This is a genomic window from Pseudomonas sp. 8(2025), from assembly GCF_052665325.1.
In genome coordinates this window covers 30,728-52,799 of sequence record NZ_JBQOIE010000012.1, presented here as the reverse complement: position 1 = coordinate 52,799, position 22,072 = coordinate 30,728, and the positions used below count along the sequence as shown (strand labels likewise).

Sequence of the window (22,072 nt, the reverse complement as noted above, 5' to 3'; positions counted from 1 at the left end):
CACGAATGATAATGACTGCTATTTGCGAGTAAAGCGCATTAACTTTCTAAACACTTCCAGGTCGGTACGAGGTTCTGTCAGGGAGCCGGGCGCGCTTGTGCCGGGCCTAGGCGGCGGGCAGCAGCAGGTGCATGCACAGCCCGGGGTGGCCGTTGCTGGCCCAGATCCGCCCCTGGTGCAGCTCCACGGCGCGCCGGGCGATGGCCAGGCCCAGGCCGAAGCCGTCGCCCTGGGCCGAGTCCAGGCGCTGGTAGGGCTGGAAGATGCGTTGCAGGTCCTGTTCGGCGACCCCTGGTCCCTGGTCTTCCAGGCACAGGTGCCAATAGCCGCCTTCGCGCCAGCCGCGCAGGCTCACCCGGCCGCCGGCGGGGGAGTAGCGGATGGCGTTGCGCAGCAGGTTCTCCAGGGCCTGGGCGATGCTGTCCAGGTGCACCTGGACCCGGCACTCGGCGTCCAGCAGGCAGGGCAGGCGCTCGGCGTCCCAGGCGCTTTCGAAGCAGGCGTCCTGGCGCAGGGCTTCCCAGATCGACAGCACCTGCACCGCTTCGGTAGGCAGTTGCGGGCGCTCGGTGTCGAGCCAGGCCAGGTCCAGGGTGTCTTCCAGCAGGCGCTGCATGTCGGCGATTTCCCGGTCCAGGCGCTGGCGCAACTGCTCCGGCGGCAACCGGCTGTCATGGGCGATGCGCAACCGCGCCAGGGGCGTGCGCAGCTCATGGGACAGCGTGCGCAGCAGCAGGCGCTGCTGGGCCAGGCTCTGGCGCAGGCGCTCGGCCATGTGCTCGAAGGCCAGGGCCAGTTCCCCCAGTTCGTCGTGGCGGTTCACCAGGGGCGTGCCCAGCCCCTGGCTTTCCAGGTCGTCGGCGCGCAAGGCATCGGCGCGGTCGCGCAGGCGGTTCAACGGCAGCACCAGGTGGCGGTAGAGCAACAGGCCGAGCAGGGCGGCCAGCAGGGTCGGCACCACGCCATGGCTGAGCACGTGGGTCCAGGGCGTCAGGCCGCTGGGCAGCAGGCGCTCGGGCAGTTGCAGCACCAGCCGGCCTTGCTCCGGGTGCTCGGGGAATTCGATGCTGACGTAGGGCAACTCGTCCTGCAGGCGCCGGCTCATGGGCCAGTCGAGCTTGCGCATGAAGGTCAGGTGGCTGGCTTCCTCGGCGGTCAGCGGCGTGCTGCCCAGGCTCTGCAGGCGATCGCCGATCACCGCGACCCAGGTGTCTTCCCGGGTTGCCAGTTGTCGCTGGAACTCATCGACCGCGGCCACGCCGCCCTGGCGCCAGGCGTGCTCGGCCTGCTGGGCGTAGCTGGCCAGGTACTGGCGGTCGGCGGGGTCGAGAAAATAGGTGCTGCGCTCGGCCGACAGGCCCCAGGTCCAGATGATCCAGGTCAGCAGCAGGCAGAAGCCGATCTGCAACAGCGCCAGTTTCCACAGCAGGGGGTGACGGCGCATCAGTGGCGTTCCGCTTCCACCAGGATGTAGCCCGCGCCGCGCACCGCCTGGATCTGCAGGTGCTGCACCCCAAGGTCGGCGAGTTTGCGCCGCAGGTTGCACACGTGTACATCCAGGCCGCGATCGAGCCTCGTGTAGATGCGGTGCAGCACGTGCTGATAGAGAAACGGCTTGCTCAGGGTTTCCCCGGGGTGCTCGCGCAGGGTCACCAGCAGCCGGTATTCCGAGCCGGTCAGGCCCGCTGCGCGGCCCTGGTGCAGTACGTCCTGGGCCTGGTCGTCGAAGCTGAGGATCGGGTCCTGGCGCGTGGCCTGCAGCTGTTGTACCCGGGCCATGCGCCGCAGCAGGGCGTCGGCGCGGGCGTCCAGTTCGGCCAGGCTGAAGGGCTTGGGCAGGTAGTCGTCGGCGCCTCGGGTAAAGCCGGTGATCCGGTCCTGCTCGGCGCCCAGGGCCGACATCAGCATCACCGGCGTGCCCTGTTCCTGGCGCAGGGTTTCCAGCAGGGCCAGGCCGTCCATGCCCGGCAGCATGATGTCCAGCAACACCAGGTCGAAGTGGCCGGCGCGCACTGCGGCCAGCCCCTGGCGGCCGTCGGTGCAGGTGGTGACGGTAAAGCCGCGCTGGCGGAAATGCAGGTCCAGGTCGTCGCGCAGTCGGGCGTCGTCTTCCACGAGAAGCAGGTTGGGGGTCATGGGGCAGAGCACTTGAATGGGGATATTTAATGAGAACGTTTTACATTTGCGAATATTGCAGCAATGCCCTTGGCTATGCAATTGCCATGATGGGCGGGCATGACCGGGATCAATCGAACAAGAAGTTGAATATTCAACAAAGTGTTGATATTTTTCCTGGCCGTTCACCTTGGTAGTCACCCATGAACCGATCTTGCGCTTCCCTGCTTGCCGAACGTCAGCTGGTGCTGCAGGTGCTGCACAGCACTTTGCAGATGCTGGGCAGCGTGGTCGGCCGGCACGTGGAGATTGTCCTGCATGACCTTGACCGTCCCGAGTGCTCGATCGTCGCCATCGCCAATGGTCATGTCACCGGGCGCCGGGTAGGCGACCCGGTGCTGGTCGGGCCGCGCCAGGACCTGGGTTTTGCCGCGGTGCGACGTGCCCTGCAAGACCGCTCCGCGGCGACCCCGCTGGTGCTGGAGAACTACCCGACCCTGGCCCCCGACGGCCGCGAGCTGCGCAGTTCCACGGTGATCTTTCGCGACAGCAGCGGGCAGCCCTTCGCCAGCCTGTGCAGCAACAGCGACCTGAGCGGTATCGCCGCCGCTCATGCCTGCCTCGGGCAGTTGCTGGGCCTGGGCAGCGCGCCTGCGCCGCGCCGCGACGAAGCCCCCGACATGGAACAGTTGCTGGCCCAGATCATCCAGGGCGCCTGCCCGGGAAACGGGGCGCGCATGAGCAAGCAACACAAGCTCGACGCCGTGCGCCAGATGCAGGAGCGCGGGGTGTTCATCGTCAAGGGCGGGATCGAAAAGGCCGCCGCGGCCCTGGGGGTGACCCGCTACACCATCTACAACTACCTGGAACAGATCCGCGCCCAAGGCGCCGAGGAATGACCGCGATGCAGCTCGATATCTTTCAAGTGGATGCCTTTACCTCCCACGTCTTCGGTGGCAACCCGGCGGCGGTGTGCCCCCTGGATGCCTGGTTGCCGGACGAGGTCCTGCAGCGCATCGCCCTGGAGAACAACCTGTCGGAAACCGCCTATTTCGTGCCCCGGGGCGAAGTCTTCGAACTGCGCTGGTTCACCCCCACGGTGGAGGTCGACCTGTGCGGGCACGCCACCCTGGCGGCGGCCTGGGTGCTGTTCGAGCAGTTGGGCGAGCGCCGCGACGTGCTGCGCTTTGCCACCCGCAGCGGCGAGTTGCGGGTGAGCCGCGAGGGCGGCCTGCTGTCCATGGACTTTCCCGCCAAGCAGCCCGAAGCCGTGGCGATTGCTCCGGCCCTGCTGCAAGCCCTGGGGTTGCCGGCGGCCGAGGCCCTGTACCGCACCGACGATTACCTGCTGGTGGTGGACGACGAATCTCTGGTGGAGGCGCTCAAGCCCGATTTCGCCGCACTGGCCGCCTTCGATGTGCGCGGCATCGCCGTGACGGCGCCGTCCCGGGCATTCGATTTCGTCTCGCGCTGGTTCGGCCCGCGGGTCGGGGTCAATGAAGACCCGGTCACCGGTTCCGCCCATACCTCCCTGGCGCCTTACTGGGCCGCGCGCCTGGGCAAGCGCCAGTTGCGGGCGCAACAGGGCGGGGCGCGCAAGGGCCAGTTGCAGTGCCAGGTGCTGGACAACGGGCGGGTGATCATCAGCGGCTACGGCGCCTTGTACCTCAAGGGCAGTATTTTCCTCTGAACCGGCTGCGGCGCCGCTCTGCCATGCAGGCCTGGTGCCTGCAGGCGGATTTGTCTCGGCGGTGCCGGCGGGAGTAGAGTCGCGTTTTTTTCGCCTGCTCAGGATGCTCCAGACCATGCAACGGACGCGCACCTTGCCCCGCCTTTCCACCTCACCGCTGTTGGCCTTGCTCCTGGGCTTGAGTGCCGGCGCTGTCCAGGCAGCGAGCCTCAGCCAGAGCCTGCTGGAGTGCCAGCCGAGCTTTTTCAAGGCCCTGTATCAGCAGCGCGCCGAGCTCGGGCAGGTGGTGAAACTGGCGGAGAATCAGCGCCAGGGCATCGCCTGGATTCCGGTGGCGGAGCGCCGCGACAGCGCCACCGCGCTGATGGCGTTTTCCCGGCCGCTGCTGGATCAGGGCCTGCCCCTGAGCGCCTACTACGACCGCCAGTTCGACCTGGGCGAGCAGGGCACCTTTCACTTCTGGGGCTTTGAAATCGATGCCAGCCGCGAGGCCGTCATGGCCGCGCTGCCCCAGGCCGGTTGGCAGGAGACTGGCGAATACTTCGTCTCCCGGCCGCAGATCAAACTCAACGCCGCGGCCCCCTGGCAGGACAACCCGGCCGCCGCTTCGGGCATCGCCCCGGCGCCGGGCTCCGCGGAAAAGATCCTCATGCTCAGCCAGGAAGACGGCAAGACCCGTTTGCTCTGCTCGCTGCAGGGCACTGTCGATCAGCCATTGCTGGAGCAGGAGCGGCCGGACCTGGCCCAGGGAGCGGGCCGATGAACAAGCTGTTGAGCTTGAGCGCGGCGCTTTTGCTCGCCGGTTGCGCGCATTCGGGTACCCCCGGGGAGGCCCCGGCGCCGCAGCGTCCGGACGGCATGTTCAAGGTGCTGGAAAGCCCGGAACTGGCCACCTACTTTGCCGCCAACTCGCTGGCCCTCTACCAGAACAACCCGAACCTGCGGCAGTTCTATCTGGTCAACAACTACGCCAAGCCTGCTGCGCTGGGCGGTGGCAAGCCGCCGATCTACAGCTCCCGCGCGACCCGGGTGATCAACTGCGAGAAGGATGAGTCGGCGCAGTTCGGCCGGGTGTACTTCTCCGAGCCCTTCGCCCAGGGCGTGGAGGTCATGCGCAAGGACGATCTTGCGCAATGGGCCGCCTTTCCCCGTCAATCGTTGATCGGGGAGCTGCGCAACATGGCCTGCGCGGTCGATCCGACCCGGCTCAAGCTGGCTCCGGCACCGAGTCGGTGAGCGGTGTCAGCCGGGCCTGTTGTTCAGCCCGGCCAGGCCATGATCAGCATGGGCGGTGGCCTGCCTGATTGAAGCGCGCGCCGCACGCCGCCCAGGCGGCGTTCTGTCCAACTGTTGAGCACCAAGGAAGTTTCGATGCTGGAAAGCAACCGCACCATCACCCTCTCTGGCGAGCAGGCGCTGCAGGCCCTGGCGGAGCTGGAGTTCGTCTTGATCTCGTTGCACAAGATGGGCGCCTACTACATGGATAAACCCGTGGCCGACTACCAGCGCGCCACCACCGATTTCATCGATAACCAGCAGGTCACCCAGCGCCTGGCCCAGGTGCGCAGGATTCTCAGCGAACCCTTCGACCGTACCCTGGGGGAGGACGACATGGACGACATCGAGCGCCATGTGGAGGGGCTCGAACTGTGGCGGCCCGAGTAGCAGCGCGAAGGCTGCCCGCCGATTTATCCAGGAACCTGCCATGTCCAGAATAAGCATCGCCGCCGCGACTCCCAGCACTGACCTGGCGCTGGTCAAGTTTCTCCATCAGCGCCTGGGCCTGTCCCTGCGTATTGCCCAGGGCTATCTGCGCCGTGGCGCCGAGGGTTTCTTCTACAGCGCCAAGCTGTTTCACAACGACCATGTGGAACGTGAGCAGGAACTGCGCGACATCCTCGCCTTCTGCAACAACGCCCAGGTGCCGCTGCTAATTGTCGAAAGCGACCCCGATGAGGAGTGGAACGGCGTTGCGCCCGAAGCGCTGGAGGACTGCGCGATGCCCCAGGAGCACTTGTTCAATCTGCTCCAGGCCTATGAAGAGGACTATCAATAAGGCCCGGGAGCGGGCCTGTAGCGCCCAACCGAATGCGAGGTTTTCCTAAAGTTCTGGGCGCCGGGGTCGAGACGTTGGTGCTGTCCGTCCCTCAATAAGGATATTTCGTGTTCAGAACCCTCCTCAGGGCCACCGCCCTTGTCGCCACCCTGGCGCTGACCGGCTGTGTGTCCTACAACGTCACCGGCCCCTTGGGCGCACCGCTGCATCCCGCGCCTGCCAGCAGCCCGCGCACCGCGCAAATCGCCGATGTGCAGGTTTCCGCCGCCGGTATCGACGAAGCCACCCGCACCGCCATCAGCCGCTCCCTGACCGCCCAGCTGACGCCCTACGTCAAGAGCGCCGGCTACTTCCAGCAACTCAGCGAATTTCCTACCCGCCTGGGGGAAAACGACGTGGTGCTGAAGTTCAACATGACCTCCCTCAAGGGCCATCGCGGGCCGCACCCGGGCTATGTGCCGGGGGCCCTGCTGACCCTGACGCTGTGGATCTGGGTCAATGGCCCGATCTACGTCGACAGCTTCGACCTGGCCGGTGATCTGTCGATCGTCGATCGCGACGGCAAGGAACTGGCCAGCGCCAGGGAGCAGCTCAAGTTCGAGCGCAATGTCGGTCTCTACGGGCGCGAATACTGGGCTCCGACCCAGGGCGCCAAGCAGCTCAACGAGCTGGTTGCCAAATTGCTCGACAACGCCACCGCCCGGTTGGCGCACTAGGATCAAGGAGCGTCACATGTTCGGTTCCATCAAGCACCTACTGGTGCTGGCCGCGGTACTGCTGAGCGGCTGCGTGTCCTATTCGCAACACGAACTGACACCGGTCACGGCCTGGCCACCCACCGCCCAGGCGGAGCAACACAAACCCACGGCCTTCGTGCGCACCACCGCGATGAACCAGGTCAATGGCGGCCCGGCCAATGCTGCCGCCGGCGCCCCAGCCGCCGCCTGGGAAGCGGCGGTGGCCGATACCTACCGCCAGTCCGGGCGCTTTGCCCGGGTCAGCACCGACAAGGTCGAGTCGGACCTGTACGCCGAAGCCACCCTGTACAACAACGAACAGTTCAGCATGGCCTCGGCCATCATCACCGGCGCCACCTTCTTCATCATCCCGTCCACGGCGAAGAACACCTTCACCCTGGAGACGGTGTTCAAGGACAAGGACGGCAAGGAACTGGGGCGGATTCGCAAGAGCGAGTCGGTGCGTACCTGGATGCAACTGCTGCTGATCGTGGCGATTCCTTTCCAGGCGGATACCCGCGACGTGGTCCAGCAACTGGCCCGCAGCACCCTGGATGAAGCGGTGCAACGCCAGTTGCTGTAACCCCCGCGCAGCACCTGATGGCAGGCATGAAAACGCCGCTGGCCCGGGTAGGGCCAGCGGCGTTTCTCATGGGCCGGGCCAGCAGCGGAACCAATATTCTCATGCCACTGCACTGGCCAGAGCCCGGCGTAGTTGATCTTGTAGTAATTGATTATTTTTGTGTTTATTAAGTAAAAGTTGATTGCCGCCTAACTATAAGTTCGCTATCGAATAGGTTTTTTCAAGTAGTGGCTGGATTTAAATTTGATTTGTGCTAGCGAGTGAGGGCAGGTCGGAGTGTTGAAGTAAAGTTGATCTCATGTGGAAAAGGCTTTAGAGGTAAGTCTTAATATTTATATATCGAGATGCTGGCTGAATGCCGCTTGCTGACTATAGTGGTGTTGTGACTAGGCAAGATGTCCACGTTGCCTCTAACTAATGTGTCTACGGCGCGAAGGTCAGTATAAGGGTCAGGAGTGATCCAGGGAGTTAGTTATGATGCGTCTCAAATGGTTAAGCCTGATTGCCTTGGGAGTAGGAGTTGCTGGTTGTTCCGGACCCGGGTCGGTCATGGAGCCTTATGAGTCGGCATTGCAACTGGATAGCACCAATGCAAAAAACTTCCATTCCAGCCTGTATTTTCCATCCGGAACCGCCTTGCATTACCCAGGGTATGTCGTGGCCATTGAAAAAAGCCCACAGGCCATCGTCGGCGGCCCCAAGGCTTATCCCCAGGTCAGCTTCGTACGGAGCGGCCAATACATCAGCGCGGAAGAACCAAGCCGCTGGGGAACACCAAGTCAGATCAGGAGATTTCAGGAAAGTGACTCTAAGGCGATGTTCATTTCGCACATCATAAAAAACTCGATAGCAAAGGACACCGCCGGGGCAAGTGATCCTTATCTTTCAAAGAATCATTGCTTTGTATATAACGCTTACGCGGCAAAGCAATTATCACTCGTCAAAAAGAACTATGATCTGGCGAAAATAAGTGACTGGCATGCCTGCTCAATATCCACCAACCTAGACAAGGTGGATGCCCATGCCTATCAGTTTTACGATTATGGAAAGTATGCGCTGCTATCGCTGGAAAATAATTTGACCCAGGACCTTCGGCAAGGTAGTTACACCCATGTTCTGGTGATTGTCATGGGCTGGAACACTGCCCAACAAGAAGCAATACGAAATTTCAATGACTTGGCTGGTAACTTGATGGCCGCTTCTTTGGAAGCGGCCAAGGGACAGCAAGAAAGTCCGATCGACAGGACGCTGGCAATCAAACCGCTGGTCGATGATCAGGTGACTGGTCACTTCCGCCCCTTGGTCATTGGCGTGACCTGGCCGTCTTATTGGTCCAACTCCTTCGGCAACGTATTCAGCTATTCAAATAAGGCCAATGATGCGGACGAAGTAGGCTTGTCCTGGCTGAACAAGATGCTCAACGAAACCATTCCGCGCAGCCTGGCGGCCTCTGGCAGCAAGGCCAGGGTTGTTGCGCTAGGCCACAGTTTCGGGGCGCGCGCCATGACTCGCGCGGTGTTCAGTTCACCGGCCCTGGTGCCTCTTGGCAGTCAGTTCCCCGATCAGCCGATGGTCACCAGCCCGGTTGATCTGGCCGTTGGCTTGCAAGGGGCGATGAGCATCAACCGTTTTGCCCCGGACCTCGGACGTGAAGGCGCTCCCTATCGGGACTACGGGCATCTTCAAAAGACCAAGGTGGTGCTGACTGCAGCCACCAACGATTCGGCGACCGGCGCCCCCTTTATCGTCTGGACCGATCCTGCCGGATCGATCGGCTCATACCACAAGGCCTGCGATACGACCGACCCCCAGTACCAGCGCATATTCGAGTGCATGACGGCTTCTGACACATCCGCAGTTCCAGGAGGTCGGTTCGAAGTCTGCAAGCACGGTCAGCAAGGCTGCGCCGAGCCGTTCAAGAGCACCGGCCCGGACAGAAAAGTGGCCTATATCGACGCTTCTAACGGTATTACCGAATTCAACTCGCCGGGATCCGGAGGAGGGGCCCACAGCGATATCTACCGCCTACCGATGGGCCGTTTGCTGTGGAAACTGATTGAGGAATATGCGCCTACCCAATGATCTGAGGGCCTTACTACTACCCTGTTGAAGCGCACCCAGCTTTGCAGGCATGGCGCACACCATGCCTGCTTAAAACGGGAATGGACCTTTGATCAGACTTTCACGGCCAGGAGTAGTGAAGCGGCTCGTGAAGCGCAGAAGGTTGCATCATCGCGCCAAGTCACCATGAGCTGGCCTAGAGTTAAATCGGTGATGGCCGGCAATGAGTACCAATGACCATTCAAGTGAAGTTGGATGTCCTGTCGTGGAATGGTCAGGCAGGGGGGATCGCAAATGATGTATCGACACTCTTGATCGTTTTGGGTCCCATCGGCAAAGCTTGTTCGCCCTGTCAACGCCGCGGTGTCTTTTTTATAGCGAGCCAGAAAGCACAGGAGCATCCAATGTTTGTAAGGCGAGATCAGCCCTGAGGCAGCCTCAATGCACTCCTTATGGTGCGAGGCAATCTTCGTTTGTGCATAGGGGAATGGGCTGTAGTAGTAGAACACGTACACCAGACCATGGACGGCTGCGTAATTTTTCAGCGCTTCGTTCATCGTCAGGTCTTGGGAATGACCTCCTCCCTGGTTGCGGCAGGGTATGGTGAATTCGCTTGAGAAGTATCGCGTCCATTGGTCAGCCGCTTCTGTTCGGTAGTAGAAGTCCTCGTCGGGCTCATGATCGCAAGTTGGCAAGCCGGACAGATATTCCTCCAATGTCGGAGGGGCGGCGGGTGCGGGAATGTCCTGCGGCTGCGGCTGCGCTGGTGCATTCCGGCTGAAAAGTCTCTTGATGCATTTGAACATGGGCATTATCCGTCCTTGGCTGGCAGACTTCCCCGAGCGGGAAATCTGCCTTTTTTTGCCCCTTAGGGCCCCCGCGGTGCTTCTGCTGGCGTCAGCCTCAGCGCTGCGCCGTCCAATAGGCATGCAGCGCCCGCGCCGCCGGTTCGATGGCCGCTACCTGCTGGCGATGCTGCTCCAGATCCAGGTCGGCCGGCAGTTCGAAGTTGTCCTGTTCGGCACAGTCGATGATCGTCTGCAACAGGCCGGTCTGTGGTGCCGGCATCTGCGGCCAGTTGCCCACGGCCACCCCACGCAGGTAGCCAAAGCACCATTCTTCGGCCAGCAACAGGTCCTGGCCCTGGTGTTCGGTGGTTTCGAAACGTGCATGGAAACCCTGGGCATCACTGGCCAGTTGTTCGGCCAGGGTGTTGATGTGGCGCACGCACAGGTCGATGAACTGCCGGCACTCTTGCGGGGTTTCCCAATTGGGGTTCTCGCCGCCCCAGATCGCCGGGAACCATTCGGCGATATCCACCTGGGTCGGGCCCGACACCAGCGCGGTGAAATAACCGTCCAGCTCGCAGGGGTTGAGTACCGAGTGGTCGTCGCCGTACTTGAGCAGGGTGTCTTCGAGGGTTTCGAAGTCGGCGGCGTTCAATGGGGTGTTTTGCATGAGAGAAGTCCTGGAAAAAGCAGCGGCAAGTTTCCGGGTTCAGGCCCCGGGCTGCAAGCCTTGAACGGTATGGGCGGCGCTTGAGTGCGCGGCCCTCAGGTGCCGCGCAACAGGTCCTGGGAGTCCAGCAGGCGGTAGGCGATTTCCGGGCGCTGCTCCATGGCCCGGCGGATGGCGGCCGGGATCGATTGCCGGGTCTTGCGGCACAGGCCGGGCAACTCGCCCAGGGAAATGGCGATGCCGCGCATGCTGCGGACCACATTGTCACTGGGGCTGATCTGGACGCGGATGCCCAGTTGTTCGTACATCCGCCGCTGCATGTGTTCCAGGTCCGCCAGGTCCTTGAGGTTTTCCAGGCGTTCGAGCAGGCGCTTTTCCTCCTGGCGCGTGAGATTGAGGATGCGCAGGTCGGCTCCGGGGGTGTCCAGCAACTGCTCGCGCTCGCAAATGCAGGCGCCGGGCGGACAGGGTTGGCGGATCGCGGGGCTGGGGTTCATGGTGATCCATCATAGCGATCCCGTAGCCGCTGTCAGAGAAAATTCTGTGCCCGGCCAGCCCCAACGAGATGGCGTGGTGGCGGGGCTTTGTGTAGGAGCTGGCTTGCCAGCGAAGGCGTCTTCGGGTGCGTCGCAGGGCTTGAGGGCCTCTTCGCCGGCAAGCCGGCTCCTACGAGATGGCGTGGTGGCGGGGCTTTGTGTAGGAGCTGGCTTGCCAGCGAAGGGGGCTTCGGGTGCGTCGCAGGGCTTGAGGCCTACCGAGCCAAGGGGTTGCCCGGGTCGCCTTCGGCGAGCATCTGGCTCAGTAACTGCCGTTCCTGTTCGCTGGGAAGCACGCCGCGGGTTTCGCCTTCGAGTACGATCACGCCATCTTCGTTGCTCAGGGTGATGACCGCCGTAGCCCGGCCCCGGGCATCCACCTCGGTGATCAGCCAGCGGCAGGTCACGGTATCCCCCGCATAGACCGGGCGGCGGAACTGGAAGCTCATCGCCGAGGCCAGCCAGCCGATCTGCCCGCCGATCTCGGTCACCAGGCTGGCGGTCAGCAGGCCATGGGCCACCGGTTCGCGAAACCCTCGGGCCTCGGCGAAGGGCGGGTGGTAGTGCACCGGGTTGTAGTCCCGGGAAATCTCGGCAAAGCGCTGGATGTCTTGGGGAGTGAAGCATCGCGACAGGCTGAAGCTGTCACCGCTTTGCAGCCCGCGAGCCGCCCGTTGTCTGAAGCTGTGCATGGGTCTTCCTCAAGCCAGGAGTTGTTCCGCCAGCAACACTAGCGCAATCAGGACCATCAACCCGCCTGACAGGCGACTGACCCATAGCGCCGCCACCGGCCGCGCCTGTAGAACAGTGCGCGAGCCGAAGCCCACCAACAGGTAGATCACCGCGCAACTGAAGGCATGCAGCAGCCCCAGGGCGAGGATCTGCAGCGACACCGGCCAGGCGGCCGCGGGGCTGGTGAACTGTGGCAGCAGGGCCAGGAACAGCAGGAATACCTTGGGATTGAGGCCGCTGACACACAGGCCTTTGAACGACCAGCGCGCCCAGGAAGCATTGGCCTGGCCTGCGCCGGCCTGGGGCGTGGACGGGTGGCGCAGCAGGCCGACGCCCAGCCACAGCAGGTAGCCGGCACCGGCCACGGTCAGGCCCGCAAGGGCCAGGGGGTAACGCGCCACCAGCCCGCCGACCCCGGCGGCCACCACCAGGGTCGCCAGCAGGTGCCCGCTCAGCAGCCCGGATACCGCGGGAATCACCACCCGGCCGTTGAGCCCGGCAGAGATGGCATAGGCCCAGTCGGCGCCGGGGGTGATCACGAACAGCAGCGACACTGCCCAGAACGCGGCCAACATGCTCGGTTCCATGTTGGCTTACCTCGGCTGGCTGCAGGTAGCGTGGGCGGGGCAGGCAGTCGCGCTAGGCAGCGCAGGGTGCGGCTTGGCAAGGGGGTAGGGCATGGGGCTTTCTCACGGTCATCAGGGGCTCGACCGCCGCACAGCTGCGGTGAACAGGGGCTTCAAGGTGTGAAGAAAGAATAGTGAAGATCGAGGGGGATTTTTTCTCTAATATTCCAACTGCAAACCTTCGAATGGGGAGAATTATTCAAATGGATCGGATTGATCAGAAGATTCTTGCCGAGCTGCAAGCCGACGGCCGCCTGTCGGTCACCGACCTGGCCGAGCGGGTCGGTCTTAGCCTGTCCCCTTGCCATCGCCGGGTACGGGCGCTGGAGCAGTCCGGGGTGATCCTGGGCTATCGCGCACAATTGGCGCCCAGCGCCCTGGGGCTGAATTTCTCGGCCATGGTGTTCGTCACCCTGCGCGAGGGCGATCACCAGGCCGTGGCGGCCTTCGAAACTGCCTTGCAGGGCATTGTCCAGATCGTCGAGGCGCAGCGGCTGTTTGGCGAACCCGATTACCTGCTGCAGGTGATCACCCGCGACCTGCCGGCGTTCCAGCGGTTGTATGACGAACGCCTGTCGACCTTGCCCAACGTCCAGCGCCTGACCTCGACCCTGGTGATGAAGCAGGTGATCCAGGACCGCACCCTGCCATTGTGATCGGGATCAAGGCTCGAAGGCCCCGCAGGTTCTAAGGTGCAGGCTCCTTCATCCAGGTTCCGGGAGCCGCCATGGCCAAGCCCTTTCCCCTGCGCCCCAAACACCCCGAGCGGATCTGCTGGGGCTGCGATCGCTACTGCGCGGCCAATGCCCTGGCTTGCGGCAATGGTTCCGATCGCACCATGCACCCGGCGGAAATGCTCGGGGAGGACTGGTACCTGGACGGCGACTGGGGCATCGAGATGCCCGTCGACAGCGAGCCGGCCCCACAGCGGCAGTCGCGAGGGCCGGCCGCTGTTTAAATATTACCCGGATATTATTGATTGTCTTATTAATACCCGGGTAATATGCAGCCTCGTTTCCTTGAGGCCATAACCATGTCCGACTCACTTACCCAACCCGTCACTGCGTTTCAGGCCCAGCAGGTGCTGGCGGCCGGCCCGTTGCTGGAGGTCGCGCTGGCGGTCAAGCGTGCCAGCGAAGAGGCGGCGCCGCAGCCGTTGCTGGTGTTCGACGATGCCAGCGGCCGGGTCATCGACCTCGACCTGCGGGGCTCCCCGGACGAAGTGCGCCAGCGCCTGGCCGCCACGCCGGCGCCGGGCAACGGGCGCTATCGCCCGCGCCAGCCTGCTGCTGCGCCGGTCGAGGGCGAAGAGGCTGCGCCCCGGGGGCGGGGGCGACCCAAGCTGGGGGTCATCGCTCGGGAAGTGACCCTGTTGCCGCGCCAGTGGGACTGGCTGGCCGAGCAGCCCGGTGGCGCCTCGGCGGTGCTGCGCCGGCTGGTGGACGAAGCCCGGCGCCATGGCGCCGAACCGCAGCGCCAGCGGGCCGCGCAAGAGGCGGCCTACCAGTTCATGCTGGCCATGGGCGGCGATCTTCCCGGTTATGAAGAAGCCACCCGGGCGCTGTTCGCCGCGGACCTGGCGCGCCTGCAACAGTGCATCGAGGACTGGCCGCAGGACATCCGTGCCTATGCCTTGCGCCTGGCCGGGGCGTAATCGCCGGGGCTGGCTTGTGTCCCGGGGCCCAGGCGTTTTATGTTCCTTGCCGGTCAACAACGACGCCTTGCCGATTCTGGAGTGCCTATGAACCTCGCCACCCTGGCGCTATTTCTCCCGGCCTGTTTCGCCCTGAACATGGCCCCCGGGCCGAACAACCTGCTGTCGGTGCGCAATGCCAGCACCTACGGTTTTCGCACCTCGTGCCTGGCGGGCATCGGCCGCCTGGCAGCGTTCGCCCTGATGATCGCGCTGGCCGCCGCCGGCCTGGCGGTGGTGCTGCAAGCCTCGGAGCTGCTGTTCTACGGGATCAAGATTCTCGGCGCGGGCTACCTGCTGTACCTGGCCTATCAGCTGTGGACCGCGGACCCCCAGGTGCAGAGTGCGGAGCGCAGCCGGGTGTCCGGGCTGCTGGCCCTCAGCCGGCAGGAATTTCTGGTGGCCATCGGCAATCCCAAGGCGATCCTGATCTTCACCGCGTTTCTGCCGCAGTTCGTCGAGCCCGGGGCGCCAGTGGGTTCGCAGTTCCTGGTGCTGGGGCTGTTGTTCCTGCTGCTGGAGTGGATCGCCATCAGCGCCTATGCGCTGATGGGCCTGCACATGCGCCGCTGGTTCAGCGAGCCTGCGGGCAAGCGCCTGTTCAATCGTTGCTGCGCGGCGTTGCTGTCGGCGGCGGCCTCGGTGCTGTTGCTGGCCCGGCGCGCCTGAAGCCTGGAGCAAGCCTCTCCCCGCAACGGGGAGAGGCCATGGCCATCAGTGGATGGAGAAGTACGGGTCCCAGGAGCAGTAGGCGATCACCTTGTTGTTGCTGTCCAGGATCATGAAGGCCCAGGTGTAGGTAATGCGCGAGCCGACCCGGGTGGCGTTGGCCTGCCAGTAGTAGTTCTGCACGCTTTGCGCGATGGGCTGCCCGGCCGGGTTGTCCTTGTCGATGATGGGCAGCGGCGTGCTGTCCAGGACCACCGGCGTGACGTCGGTCAGATAGGGCGGATTGCCGGCACTCGGTATCGGGTTGGTCTGGGTGTACTGGTACAGCAGCACCGCGTTGTACATGCCCTTGGACAGGCTGGTGGCGCGCCAGCGGACAATGTCCCCCTGACGCAGGTTGACCGCCAGTTCGGAGCCGCCGTCCGGCCCGTCGGTGTTGTCGCGGCGGGCCACCATGTAGACCACCTGGTCGGACAGGCGCTGGCCGTTGCTGTAGTAGTTGTAGAGCTGGGTGGGGGTGGCGCTGTGCTGGCTCAAGGTCAGCGTGTTGCCGCCGTCGAAGGTCTTGCCGTTGCTTTCCAGAATGGTGTCCACGTCAATGGTGACAAGGATATCCACGATGTTTTCGTTCATGTCCGGCTCCCTGTTGTCGCGCTATGGGCCTGGCGATCCAGGCCCGGGTGTCATCGGCTGTGCAGCGTGCGGCCACCGAGCATCCGGGCGCGGCGCAACAGCTGTCGGGCACCGGGCGAAATGCACTTCCATGAGGTCGCCAGTGGAATCTAGAAGCTCAAGACTGTTAGTCAAATGGGCCGGTCAAAAAAGCGCCGCGAGGGCGTCCTGGCCGCTTCGGGCTACAAGCCTGTAGCACCCGTGCCAAGGCCCAGGTCTGATCGGCCCCGGGCACGATGTGCAATCGGGCGACCCCGGATCGCCAAGCGACAGGCCCCGGGATCGGCCGCGACGGTTTATCATGCTGCGCTGCCGCCCGTTGCCCGTGCGACAAGGGGCTGCTCCATTCGCCCACCCTGGAGGCGCCCGCCATGCCTGATCTGCCCAAGCCTGCTGCCATCCCTGAATTCCCCGTGTGCCACGCCCGTGGCGGCACCTCCACCGGGCTGATCCTGGCCCGCGAAGCGCTGCCCCGGGACGAAGCGCTGGTGGAAGAGTTGCTGCGCCACCTGATGGGCGTGCCGCTGCAGGGCGAGTGGCCGGGCAACAGCCAGATCACCGGCCTGGGGCGCGGCGGGCCCACCAGCAACAAGGTGTTCATCGTCGAGCGCCGCCCCGGCGAGACGCGCATGGTCAGCACCCTGGCGCAACTGGCGGCGGGCAAGAGCGCCATCGACTGGAGCGTCAACTGCGGCAACATGTCCGCGGCCCTGCCGTTGTACGCCCTGCAGCGCGGCTGGCTGGAGCCCGGGGAGGGCGGTGGGCAGATCGAGATCTACAACAGCAACACCCAGACCACGATGTATGCGCGCCTGGGCTTCGCCAATGGCCGGCTGCTGAGCGACACGCGGATTCCCGGGGTCAACGGGGTGTTTCCCGGGGTCGACCTGTTTCTCGACAAGCCGGTGGGGGCCAAGACCGGCGCGCTGTTCCCCACCGGCAAACGGGTGGACCTGCTGGACGGCATCGCCGCCACCTGCATCGACGTGGCGGTGCCCATGGTCATCCTGCGCGCGGCGGACCTGGGCAAGACCGGCGAGGAAACCCCGGCCCAGCTGGACGCCGACCCGCAATTCAAGGCGCGCCTGCTGGAACTGATGGTGCTGGGCGGGTTGCGCATGGGCCTGCGCAAGCGCGATGGCAGCCTGATGAGCGCCGACGACCTGCGGCGCAGCGAAACCATCCCGAAGATCTGCATCGTCAGCCCGGCGCGGGAGGGTGGGGATATTGCCACCCGCTACTTCACCCCGCAGAACGCCCACCCGTCCCTGGCGGTGTCCGGCGGTTGCTGCCTGGCGGCGGCCTGCCTGGCCGAGGGCACCGTGGCCCATGCCTTGTTGGCGCGGGCGCCGGTGCTAGGCGAGGAGCCGGGCGAGTACCCGCTGGCAATTGAAAACCCCGCCGGAGTGCTGGAGACCCTGATCAATGCCCGGCTGGCCGGTGGGGAGCTGCTGATCGATGGCGCCGCCTACCGGCGCAGCGCGCAGATCCTGTTGCAGGGCAGCACGCCGCTGTACAACGCCTCCCCAGCGTTGATCGCCGCCCTCGGCTCCGTCTAACCACCACCACCGAGGCTCCTTCGCGGCCACACAGAGTCCAACCCTGCGCGTGCCCCGCTTCTTGTAGCCGCTGCCGAAGGCTGCGCACGAGCCGCAGGCTCGCAGGCGATCCCCCTGGCGCCTAGGCCCCTTCGGTGCCTATCGCAGCCTGCGGCAGCGGCTACAGACGGGCGGCTGTGGTTCAGCGCTGGGGGAAATCCCGGCGCAGGGCATCCAGCCCTGCCAGCAGCCGAGGCACGGCATTGCAGGCCAGGGGCAGCGTCACTTGGCAGCCGTCCAGCCGTTGCTCCGGGTTCAGCCAGGGCGGTGCGGCTTCAAGGCAAAAGTGGATCTGGATCTGCGGCTCGGGGCCGCCCAGGTAGTGAAACGCCAGGCAGGGCTCGGTGAACCAGCAGGGCCGGGGAGGGCCTTCGGGCTGATCCAGGGCCTGTAGCCACTGGGCCAATTGATCGAGCTCATGAGTCCTCAGGCAGGCATCCTTGAAACGCCAGTCGCCCTGGGGATGCTCGATGCGGCCCTGCACCATCAGCCAGTTGGCGTCCAGGTGATCGTGGCTGCCAGGGAACTGGTAGCCAAGGATGTCCAGCTCCACCCGCAGCTCAGGTGGGGCCCTGAATATCAGGGGCATATCAGCGAGCCTCGCCGCCATCGGGAAGAAACTGCGGCACCTTCTGCTGCAGCAACTGGATCAGCTCCGGGTCCATGAACTCGTAATCATCGGGAATGTTCAGGCAGACAATCTGCTGGTTGTTCAACTGCGCCTTGAAGCGCTTGCGCAGTTTTTCCCGGTGCCGGGTTTCCATCACCAGAATCAGCCCGGCCCATTGCACCAGCTCCGGGCCCAGGGGCACTTCGGCATCGTGGTTGAGCCCCGCCGAAGCGGTCTCGATCCCCGGCCAGTCGGCGAACAGCTGCTCGGCGGTGGGGCTGCGCAGCTTGTTCTGGCTGCAGACAAACAGGACATTGAGCATTGGGCCGAACTCCTTGGCACAGACGCCCGGCCCGTAGAGGGCAGGGCAAAGACGCTGATTTTTCGGGGCTTTTACTGCACTGTCCAGCAACTTGTGGCGGGCCGGGCGAATGGCGTGGGTCAGCGCCAGTTGCCCGTCAAGCGCCGGGGCTGCGAAACTGTCGGCCCCTTTACCCCTATCACTCATTCCATGCCCGCAGCCCCGTTCACCTCCCCCCATCTGGGCCTGGCCCTCAGGCGCTGGCGCCTGTTGCACCGGGTCAAGCAGCAGCACGCCGCAGAGCTGTTCGGCGTGGCGCAGTCGAGCATTTCCCGTTGGGAAAACGGCCGGCAAGCCATGGAACCGGCAGAGCGTGCGCGCTTGGAGCAACTGCTGGCGGCCAACCTCAGCGCCGCCGCCGATCAGGCCCTGGCGCGGCTGGTGAATGACAGCCCGCGCGCCGTGCACCTGGTGTGCGACCTGACCCACCGCCTGCTGGCCTGTTCCGCCACCCGCGCCGGGCAGTTCGGCGTGCCCTTGAGTGAGCTGCTGGGGCAATCCCTGTGGGGCTTCTGCACCGAGGAAATCGTGCGCAAGGAAGCCGCCCTGGATGACCTGGGCTGGCGCGAAGTGCTGGCGCCGCCGTCCCTGGAATTCTTCAGCGGCCACAACGATTCGGCCATCGTGCCCATCGCCCCCAGCCAGTGCCGCTGGACCCGCCTCAACCTGTCCGACGGCAACGCTGTGCGGCTGGTGGAAACCCTCTGAAGCGCTTGTCGAGGCACGCCACGCATATTTTATCCGTGGCCCCGGCAGCACCCCTTGGCTAGTCTGGTTGGCCATCGCTCGCCGCCTTTCAGTGCCGGCTGTGTTTTGCCCCCCCGCGCAGGTCTTTCCATGAACAGTGAACTTCTCAGTGGCCGCATTGAATTCCTCCGTGAAGCGGAAAAACTCAAGGACGTGCTGCGCAGCGCCCACACCTCCAGCGGCCGCCAGGAAAGCACCGCCGAGCACAGCTGGCGCCTGTGCCTGATGGCGCTGCTGTTCGAAGACCAACTGGGGGACCTGGACCTGCTGCGGGTGCTGAAGCTGTGCATCGTTCACGACCTGGGGGAGGCCATTCACGGCGATATCCCGGCGGTGGCCCAGGCCGCCCACCCGGACAAGAGCCCGCAGGAGCGCGCGGACCTGCAACTGCTGGCCCGAGCCCTGGACGCCCCGACCCGCGAGCACCTGCTGGAGCTGTGGGACGAATACGAAGGCGCCGCCAGCAACGAGGCGCGCGCGGTCAAGGCCCTGGACAAGCTGGAAACCCTGCTGCAACACACCCAGGGCCAGAACCCGGCGGGTTTCGACTACCGCTTCAATCTCGGCTACGGCCGCCGCTACACCGACGCCAGCCCACTGTTCCAGGCCCTGCGCCAGCAGATCGATGCCGACACCCAGCGCCGCCTGGACGCCCAGGCTCAGGCCGCGGTTCAGCATCGGCTGCGCTAAACAAGCCCGGGCGCCGCTCGCCAGATCCAGGGAGGTTCCCAGGGGGCAGGGCGCCCCGCGCAGAAACCTTGCAGGCGTCATGGTTTTTTTCTGCCAGGGTCATCAAGCGGGTCTATTTTTACCTTCGCTTGCCGTTCACTACGCTTTTCATACGCACGTCCAGCCTCGGGCCCATATCGAGCAGCCGGGTAGGGATGACCGAAGGAGAGTCCCATGTCCAACGAATCCAAGTGTCCGTTCAAACACACCGCCGGCGAAGGCACCAGCAACCGTGACTGGTGGCCCGGCCAACTGAACCTGAAGATCCTCCACCAGCACTCGCGCCTGTCCGACCCCATGGCCGAGGACTTCGACTACGCCGCCGAATTCAACAGCCTGGACCTGGCCGCGGTGAAGCGCGACCTGCAGGCGTTGATGACCGACTCCCAACCCTGGTGGCCGGCGGATTTCGGCCACTACGGCCCGCTGTTCATCCGTATGGCCTGGCACAGCGCCGGCACCTACCGCATCGCCGATGGCCGTGGCGGCGCCGGGGGCGGGCAGCAGCGCTTCGCCCCGCTCAACAGCTGGCCGGACAACGTCAGCCTGGACAAGGCGCGGCGGCTGATCTGGCCGATCAAGCAGAAGTACGGGCGCAAGATCTCCTGGGCCGACCTGATCATCCTCACCGGCAACGTCGCCCTGGAGTCCATGGGTTTTAAAACCTTCGGCTTTGCCGGTGGCCGCCAGGACGTCTGGGAGCCGGAAGACAACGTCTACTGGGGCAGCGAAACCACCTGGCTCGGCGACCAGCGCTACAGCGGCGACCGCGAGCTGGAGAATCCCCTGGGGGCGGTGCAGATGGGCCTGATCTACGTCAACCCGGAAGGCCCCAACGGCAACCCCGACCCGCTGGCGGCGGCCCGGGACATCCGCGAAACCTTCGCCCGCATGGCCATGAACGATGAAGAAACCGTGGCCCTGATCGCCGGTGGCCATACCTTCGGCAAGACCCACGGCGCCGGCCCGGCGAGCCACGTCGGCCCGGAACCGGAAGCCGCCGGCCTGGAAGAGCAGGGCCTGGGCTGGAAAAGCAGCTTCGGCACAGGCGTCGGTGGCGACGCCATCACCAGCGGCCTGGAAGTGATCTGGACCACCACCCCGACCCGCTGGAGCAATGACTTCTTCGACCACCTGTTCGGCTTCGAATGGGAACTGACCACCAGCCCCGCCGGCGCCCACCAGTGGCGGCCCAAAGCCGGCGCCGGGGCCGACAGCGTGCCCGACCCCCACGACCCGAACAAACGCCGCCCCCCGTCGATGCTCACCACCGACCTGTCGTTGCGCTTCGACCCGGCCTACGAGGCGATCTCCCGGCGCTTCCATGAGCACCCCGAGCAACTGGCCGAAGCCTTCTCCCGGGCCTGGTTCAAACTCACCCACCGTGACATGGGCCCGCGCGCCCGCTACCTGGGCCCGGAAGTGCCGGCCGAGGAACTGATCTGGCAAGACCCGATTCCGGCGGTGAACCACCCGCTGATCGACGCCCAGGACATCCAGCAGCTCAAGGGCCAGATCCTCAATTCCGGCCTGTCCGTGGCGCAACTGGTGTCCACCGCCTGGGCCTCGGCCTCGACCTTCCGCGGCTCGGACAAGCGCGGCGGCGCCAACGGCGCACGGATTCGCCTGGCCCCGCAGAAGGACTGGGAGGTCAACCAACCGCAGCAACTGGCCCAGGTGCTGCAAGGCCTGGAAGGGGTGCAGAGCGCCTTCAACAGCGCGCAAAGCACTGGCAAGCGCGTATCCCTGGCGGACCTGATCGTCCTCGGCGGTTGCGCGGCGGTGGAACTGGCAGCGAAAAATGCCGGCTACAGCATCAGCGTGCCCTTCGCCCCGGGGCGCATGGACGCCAGCCAGGAACAGACTGACGTCGAATCCTTCGCCGTGCTGGAACCGGTGGCCGACGGCTTCCGCAACTACCTCAAACCCGTCAGCGGCGTCACCGCCGAAGCCCTGCTGGTGGACAGAGCGCAACTGCTGACCCTGACCGCCCCGCAACTGACCGTGCTGCTGGGCGGCCTGCGAGTGCTGGGGGCCAACGTCGGGCAATCGCCCCACGGTGTATTCACCTCGCGCCCGGGCACCTTGAGCAACGACTTCTTCGTCAACCTGCTGGACATGGGCACCCAATGGAAACCCCAGTCCGAGGCCCGCGACCTGTACGAGGGCAGCGACCGCGCCACGGGACAGTACAAATGGAGCGGCACCCGGGTCGACCTGCTGCTGGGTTCCAACTCGCAACTGCGGGCCCTGGCCGAGGTGTATGCGGCGGCGGATGCGGGTGAGCAGTTCGTGAAGGACTTTGTGGCGGCCTGGGACAAGGTGATGAACCTGGATCGGTTCGATCTGCGCTAAAACGGGAGCAAACCGGGTAATACGACAACGCCTCCCTAGGGAGG

The 22,072-nt window shown here is 64.6% G+C and carries 27 protein-coding genes; 17 read left to right on the top strand and 10 right to left on the bottom strand.

Going from position 1 to position 22,072, the window contains the following annotated elements:
- Positions 1-106: 106 nt before the first annotated feature.
- Both ACUXVH_RS21825 and ACUXVH_RS21820 read right to left on the bottom strand, forming a co-directional pair.
- Positions 107-1,444 (bottom strand): HAMP domain-containing sensor histidine kinase, encoded by a 1,338-nt coding sequence (locus ACUXVH_RS21825; RefSeq protein ID WP_011060960.1) that lies wholly within the window; start codon positions 1,442-1,444, stop codon positions 107-109.
- Positions 1,444-2,136 (bottom strand): response regulator transcription factor, encoded by a 693-nt coding sequence (locus tag ACUXVH_RS21820; protein ID WP_210456787.1) that lies wholly within the window; start codon positions 2,134-2,136, stop codon positions 1,444-1,446. Before ACUXVH_RS21820 ends, ACUXVH_RS21825 begins: the two co-directional genes overlap by 1 nt.
- 182 nt (positions 2,137-2,318) lie before the next feature.
- On the opposite strand from ACUXVH_RS21820, the gene ACUXVH_RS21815 reads away from it, so the two are divergent.
- The 9 genes from ACUXVH_RS21815 (at position 2,319) to ACUXVH_RS21775 (ending at position 9,263) form a co-directional block, all read left to right on the top strand.
- Positions 2,319-3,014, top strand: coding sequence for a helix-turn-helix transcriptional regulator (locus ACUXVH_RS21815; RefSeq protein ID WP_011060962.1), 696 nt, complete (start codon positions 2,319-2,321; stop codon positions 3,012-3,014).
- Between the two features lie 5 nt (positions 3,015-3,019).
- Positions 3,020-3,805, top strand: coding sequence for a PhzF family phenazine biosynthesis protein (locus tag ACUXVH_RS21810; RefSeq protein WP_065364713.1), 786 nt, complete (start codon positions 3,020-3,022; stop codon positions 3,803-3,805).
- A 115-nt stretch (positions 3,806-3,920) separates the two neighbouring features.
- The gene (locus tag ACUXVH_RS21805; RefSeq protein WP_445495905.1) at positions 3,921-4,568 is read left to right on the top strand and encodes a hypothetical protein; all 648 of its coding nucleotides are present in this window, start codon (positions 3,921-3,923) and stop codon (positions 4,566-4,568) included.
- Positions 4,565-5,041 (top strand): surface-adhesin E family protein, encoded by a 477-nt coding sequence (locus ACUXVH_RS21800; RefSeq protein WP_103291083.1) that lies wholly within the window; start codon positions 4,565-4,567, stop codon positions 5,039-5,041. Before ACUXVH_RS21805 ends, ACUXVH_RS21800 begins: the two co-directional genes overlap by 4 nt.
- 135 nt (positions 5,042-5,176) lie before the next feature.
- On the top strand, positions 5,177-5,470 hold the full coding sequence (locus tag ACUXVH_RS21795) for a hypothetical protein (RefSeq protein ID WP_011060967.1): 294 nt from the start codon (positions 5,177-5,179) through the stop codon (positions 5,468-5,470).
- A gap of 40 nt (positions 5,471-5,510) precedes the next feature.
- On the top strand, positions 5,511-5,861 hold the full coding sequence (locus ACUXVH_RS21790) for a hypothetical protein (protein WP_077933982.1): 351 nt from the start codon (positions 5,511-5,513) through the stop codon (positions 5,859-5,861).
- A 107-nt stretch (positions 5,862-5,968) separates the two neighbouring features.
- Positions 5,969-6,577, top strand: a complete 609-nt coding sequence (locus ACUXVH_RS21785) for a hypothetical protein (protein ID WP_041752195.1) — start codon at positions 5,969-5,971, stop codon at positions 6,575-6,577.
- Positions 6,578-6,593: 16 nt separating this feature from the next.
- Complete coding sequence (locus ACUXVH_RS21780; protein ID WP_445495902.1) at positions 6,594-7,181, top strand: hypothetical protein; 588 nt, start codon at positions 6,594-6,596, stop codon at positions 7,179-7,181.
- A 474-nt stretch (positions 7,182-7,655) separates the two neighbouring features.
- Positions 7,656-9,263, top strand: coding sequence for an alpha/beta hydrolase (locus ACUXVH_RS21775; protein WP_011060971.1), 1,608 nt, complete (start codon positions 7,656-7,658; stop codon positions 9,261-9,263).
- A gap of 92 nt (positions 9,264-9,355) precedes the next feature.
- On the opposite strand, the gene ACUXVH_RS21770 is transcribed toward ACUXVH_RS21775, so the two are convergent.
- From ACUXVH_RS21770 to ACUXVH_RS21750, 5 genes are all read right to left on the bottom strand, one after another.
- The gene (locus tag ACUXVH_RS21770; protein ID WP_225368753.1) at positions 9,356-10,048 is read right to left on the bottom strand and encodes a hypothetical protein; all 693 of its coding nucleotides are present in this window, start codon (positions 10,046-10,048) and stop codon (positions 9,356-9,358) included.
- Between the two features lie 97 nt (positions 10,049-10,145).
- Positions 10,146-10,700 (bottom strand): UPF0149 family protein, encoded by a 555-nt coding sequence (locus ACUXVH_RS21765; RefSeq protein WP_065363862.1) that lies wholly within the window; start codon positions 10,698-10,700, stop codon positions 10,146-10,148.
- Between the two features lie 95 nt (positions 10,701-10,795).
- Entirely contained in the window at positions 10,796-11,197 is a 402-nt protein-coding gene (locus ACUXVH_RS21760; protein WP_015635375.1) for a hypothetical protein, read from the bottom strand.
- A 254-nt stretch (positions 11,198-11,451) separates the two neighbouring features.
- Positions 11,452-11,928: a MaoC family dehydratase gene (locus tag ACUXVH_RS21755; protein ID WP_220224258.1), complete on the bottom strand. Its 477-nt coding sequence runs from the start codon at positions 11,926-11,928 to the stop codon at positions 11,452-11,454.
- A 9-nt stretch (positions 11,929-11,937) separates the two neighbouring features.
- A complete protein-coding gene (locus tag ACUXVH_RS21750; protein WP_220224259.1) occupies positions 11,938-12,555 on the bottom strand; it encodes a LysE family translocator in 618 nt (205 codons plus the stop codon).
- 242 nt (positions 12,556-12,797) lie between these two features.
- Here ACUXVH_RS21750 and ACUXVH_RS21745 point away from each other — a divergent pair, with 242 nt between their 5' ends.
- From ACUXVH_RS21745 to ACUXVH_RS21730, 4 genes are all read left to right on the top strand, one after another.
- The gene (locus ACUXVH_RS21745) at positions 12,798-13,250 is read left to right on the top strand and encodes an Lrp/AsnC family transcriptional regulator (RefSeq protein ID WP_011060976.1); all 453 of its coding nucleotides are present in this window, start codon (positions 12,798-12,800) and stop codon (positions 13,248-13,250) included.
- 71 nt (positions 13,251-13,321) lie between these two features.
- Complete coding sequence (locus ACUXVH_RS21740) at positions 13,322-13,552, top strand: DUF3079 domain-containing protein (protein ID WP_015635378.1); 231 nt, start codon at positions 13,322-13,324, stop codon at positions 13,550-13,552.
- 45 nt (positions 13,553-13,597) lie between these two features.
- Positions 13,598-14,248, top strand: a complete 651-nt coding sequence (locus tag ACUXVH_RS21735) for a DUF2239 family protein (RefSeq protein ID WP_373940193.1) — start codon at positions 13,598-13,600, stop codon at positions 14,246-14,248.
- 87 nt (positions 14,249-14,335) lie between these two features.
- Entirely contained in the window at positions 14,336-14,956 is a 621-nt protein-coding gene (locus tag ACUXVH_RS21730; protein ID WP_011060979.1) for a LysE family translocator, read from the top strand.
- A 45-nt stretch (positions 14,957-15,001) separates the two neighbouring features.
- Here the strand turns inward: ACUXVH_RS21730 and ACUXVH_RS21725 are convergent, their stop codons facing one another.
- Positions 15,002-15,589 (bottom strand): AidA/PixA family protein, encoded by a 588-nt coding sequence (locus ACUXVH_RS21725; protein WP_019093798.1) that lies wholly within the window; start codon positions 15,587-15,589, stop codon positions 15,002-15,004.
- Between the two features lie 410 nt (positions 15,590-15,999).
- Here ACUXVH_RS21725 and ACUXVH_RS21720 point away from each other — a divergent pair, with 410 nt between their 5' ends.
- The gene (locus ACUXVH_RS21720) at positions 16,000-17,187 is read left to right on the top strand and encodes a PrpF domain-containing protein (RefSeq protein ID WP_220224262.1); all 1,188 of its coding nucleotides are present in this window, start codon (positions 16,000-16,002) and stop codon (positions 17,185-17,187) included.
- Positions 17,188-17,368: 181 nt separating this feature from the next.
- Here the strand turns inward: ACUXVH_RS21720 and ACUXVH_RS21715 are convergent, their stop codons facing one another.
- Both ACUXVH_RS21715 and ACUXVH_RS21710 read right to left on the bottom strand, forming a co-directional pair.
- Positions 17,369-17,815, bottom strand: coding sequence for a WapI family immunity protein (locus ACUXVH_RS21715; RefSeq protein ID WP_445495896.1), 447 nt, complete (start codon positions 17,813-17,815; stop codon positions 17,369-17,371).
- A gap of 1 nt (position 17,816) precedes the next feature.
- Entirely contained in the window at positions 17,817-18,158 is a 342-nt protein-coding gene (locus ACUXVH_RS21710; RefSeq protein WP_011060983.1) for a low molecular weight protein tyrosine phosphatase family protein, read from the bottom strand.
- Between the two features lie 189 nt (positions 18,159-18,347).
- Here ACUXVH_RS21710 and ACUXVH_RS21705 point away from each other — a divergent pair, with 189 nt between their 5' ends.
- From ACUXVH_RS21705 to katG, 3 genes are all read left to right on the top strand, one after another.
- Complete coding sequence (locus ACUXVH_RS21705; RefSeq protein ID WP_401020233.1) at positions 18,348-18,905, top strand: helix-turn-helix domain-containing protein; 558 nt, start codon at positions 18,348-18,350, stop codon at positions 18,903-18,905.
- A gap of 129 nt (positions 18,906-19,034) precedes the next feature.
- Positions 19,035-19,634 carry an HD domain-containing protein gene (locus ACUXVH_RS21700; RefSeq protein WP_445495893.1) on the top strand — a complete coding sequence of 200 codons (600 nt, stop codon included), beginning with the start codon at positions 19,035-19,037 and terminating at the stop codon, positions 19,632-19,634.
- Between the two features lie 213 nt (positions 19,635-19,847).
- On the top strand, positions 19,848-22,028 hold the full coding sequence (gene katG, locus ACUXVH_RS21695) for a catalase/peroxidase HPI (protein WP_445495891.1): 2,181 nt from the start codon (positions 19,848-19,850) through the stop codon (positions 22,026-22,028).
- Positions 22,029-22,072: the final 44 nt, after the last annotated feature.

Excerpts from the sequence above, each read along its gene's own strand:
- ACUXVH_RS21725 (WP_019093798.1), bottom strand. The coding sequence starts at position 15,589 with ATGAACGAAAACATCGTGGATATCCTTGTCACCATTGACGTGGACACC.
- ACUXVH_RS21805 (WP_445495905.1), top strand. The coding sequence starts at position 3,921 with ATGCAACGGACGCGCACCTTGCCCCGCCTTTCCACCTCACCGCTGTTG.
- ACUXVH_RS21815 (WP_011060962.1), top strand. The coding sequence starts at position 2,319 with ATGAACCGATCTTGCGCTTCCCTGCTTGCCGAACGTCAGCTGGTGCTG.
- ACUXVH_RS21720 (WP_220224262.1), top strand. The coding sequence starts at position 16,000 with ATGCCTGATCTGCCCAAGCCTGCTGCCATCCCTGAATTCCCCGTGTGC.
- ACUXVH_RS21710 (WP_011060983.1), bottom strand. The coding sequence starts at position 18,158 with ATGCTCAATGTCCTGTTTGTCTGCAGCCAGAACAAGCTGCGCAGCCCC.
- ACUXVH_RS21740 (WP_015635378.1), top strand. The coding sequence starts at position 13,322 with ATGGCCAAGCCCTTTCCCCTGCGCCCCAAACACCCCGAGCGGATCTGC.
- ACUXVH_RS21825 (WP_011060960.1), bottom strand. The coding sequence starts at position 1,444 with ATGCGCCGTCACCCCCTGCTGTGGAAACTGGCGCTGTTGCAGATCGGC.
- ACUXVH_RS21750 (WP_220224259.1), bottom strand. The coding sequence starts at position 12,555 with ATGGAACCGAGCATGTTGGCCGCGTTCTGGGCAGTGTCGCTGCTGTTC.
- ACUXVH_RS21765 (WP_065363862.1), bottom strand. The coding sequence starts at position 10,700 with ATGCAAAACACCCCATTGAACGCCGCCGACTTCGAAACCCTCGAAGAC.
- ACUXVH_RS21700 (WP_445495893.1), top strand. The coding sequence starts at position 19,035 with ATGAACAGTGAACTTCTCAGTGGCCGCATTGAATTCCTCCGTGAAGCG.
- ACUXVH_RS21730 (WP_011060979.1), top strand. The coding sequence starts at position 14,336 with ATGAACCTCGCCACCCTGGCGCTATTTCTCCCGGCCTGTTTCGCCCTG.
- ACUXVH_RS21775 (WP_011060971.1), top strand. The coding sequence starts at position 7,656 with ATGATGCGTCTCAAATGGTTAAGCCTGATTGCCTTGGGAGTAGGAGTT.
- ACUXVH_RS21735 (WP_373940193.1), top strand. The coding sequence starts at position 13,598 with ATGCAGCCTCGTTTCCTTGAGGCCATAACCATGTCCGACTCACTTACC.
- ACUXVH_RS21705 (WP_401020233.1), top strand. The coding sequence starts at position 18,348 with ATGCCCGCAGCCCCGTTCACCTCCCCCCATCTGGGCCTGGCCCTCAGG.
- ACUXVH_RS21800 (WP_103291083.1), top strand. The coding sequence starts at position 4,565 with ATGAACAAGCTGTTGAGCTTGAGCGCGGCGCTTTTGCTCGCCGGTTGC.
- ACUXVH_RS21795 (WP_011060967.1), top strand. The coding sequence starts at position 5,177 with ATGCTGGAAAGCAACCGCACCATCACCCTCTCTGGCGAGCAGGCGCTG.
- ACUXVH_RS21770 (WP_225368753.1), bottom strand. The coding sequence starts at position 10,048 with ATGTTCAAATGCATCAAGAGACTTTTCAGCCGGAATGCACCAGCGCAG.
- ACUXVH_RS21745 (WP_011060976.1), top strand. The coding sequence starts at position 12,798 with ATGGATCGGATTGATCAGAAGATTCTTGCCGAGCTGCAAGCCGACGGC.
- ACUXVH_RS21715 (WP_445495896.1), bottom strand. The coding sequence starts at position 17,815 with ATGCCCCTGATATTCAGGGCCCCACCTGAGCTGCGGGTGGAGCTGGAC.
- ACUXVH_RS21780 (WP_445495902.1), top strand. The coding sequence starts at position 6,594 with ATGTTCGGTTCCATCAAGCACCTACTGGTGCTGGCCGCGGTACTGCTG.
- ACUXVH_RS21820 (WP_210456787.1), bottom strand. The coding sequence starts at position 2,136 with ATGACCCCCAACCTGCTTCTCGTGGAAGACGACGCCCGACTGCGCGAC.
- katG (WP_445495891.1), top strand. The coding sequence starts at position 19,848 with ATGTCCAACGAATCCAAGTGTCCGTTCAAACACACCGCCGGCGAAGGC.
- ACUXVH_RS21755 (WP_220224258.1), bottom strand. The coding sequence starts at position 11,928 with ATGCACAGCTTCAGACAACGGGCGGCTCGCGGGCTGCAAAGCGGTGAC.
- ACUXVH_RS21790 (WP_077933982.1), top strand. The coding sequence starts at position 5,511 with ATGTCCAGAATAAGCATCGCCGCCGCGACTCCCAGCACTGACCTGGCG.
- ACUXVH_RS21810 (WP_065364713.1), top strand. The coding sequence starts at position 3,020 with ATGCAGCTCGATATCTTTCAAGTGGATGCCTTTACCTCCCACGTCTTC.
- ACUXVH_RS21760 (WP_015635375.1), bottom strand. The coding sequence starts at position 11,197 with ATGAACCCCAGCCCCGCGATCCGCCAACCCTGTCCGCCCGGCGCCTGC.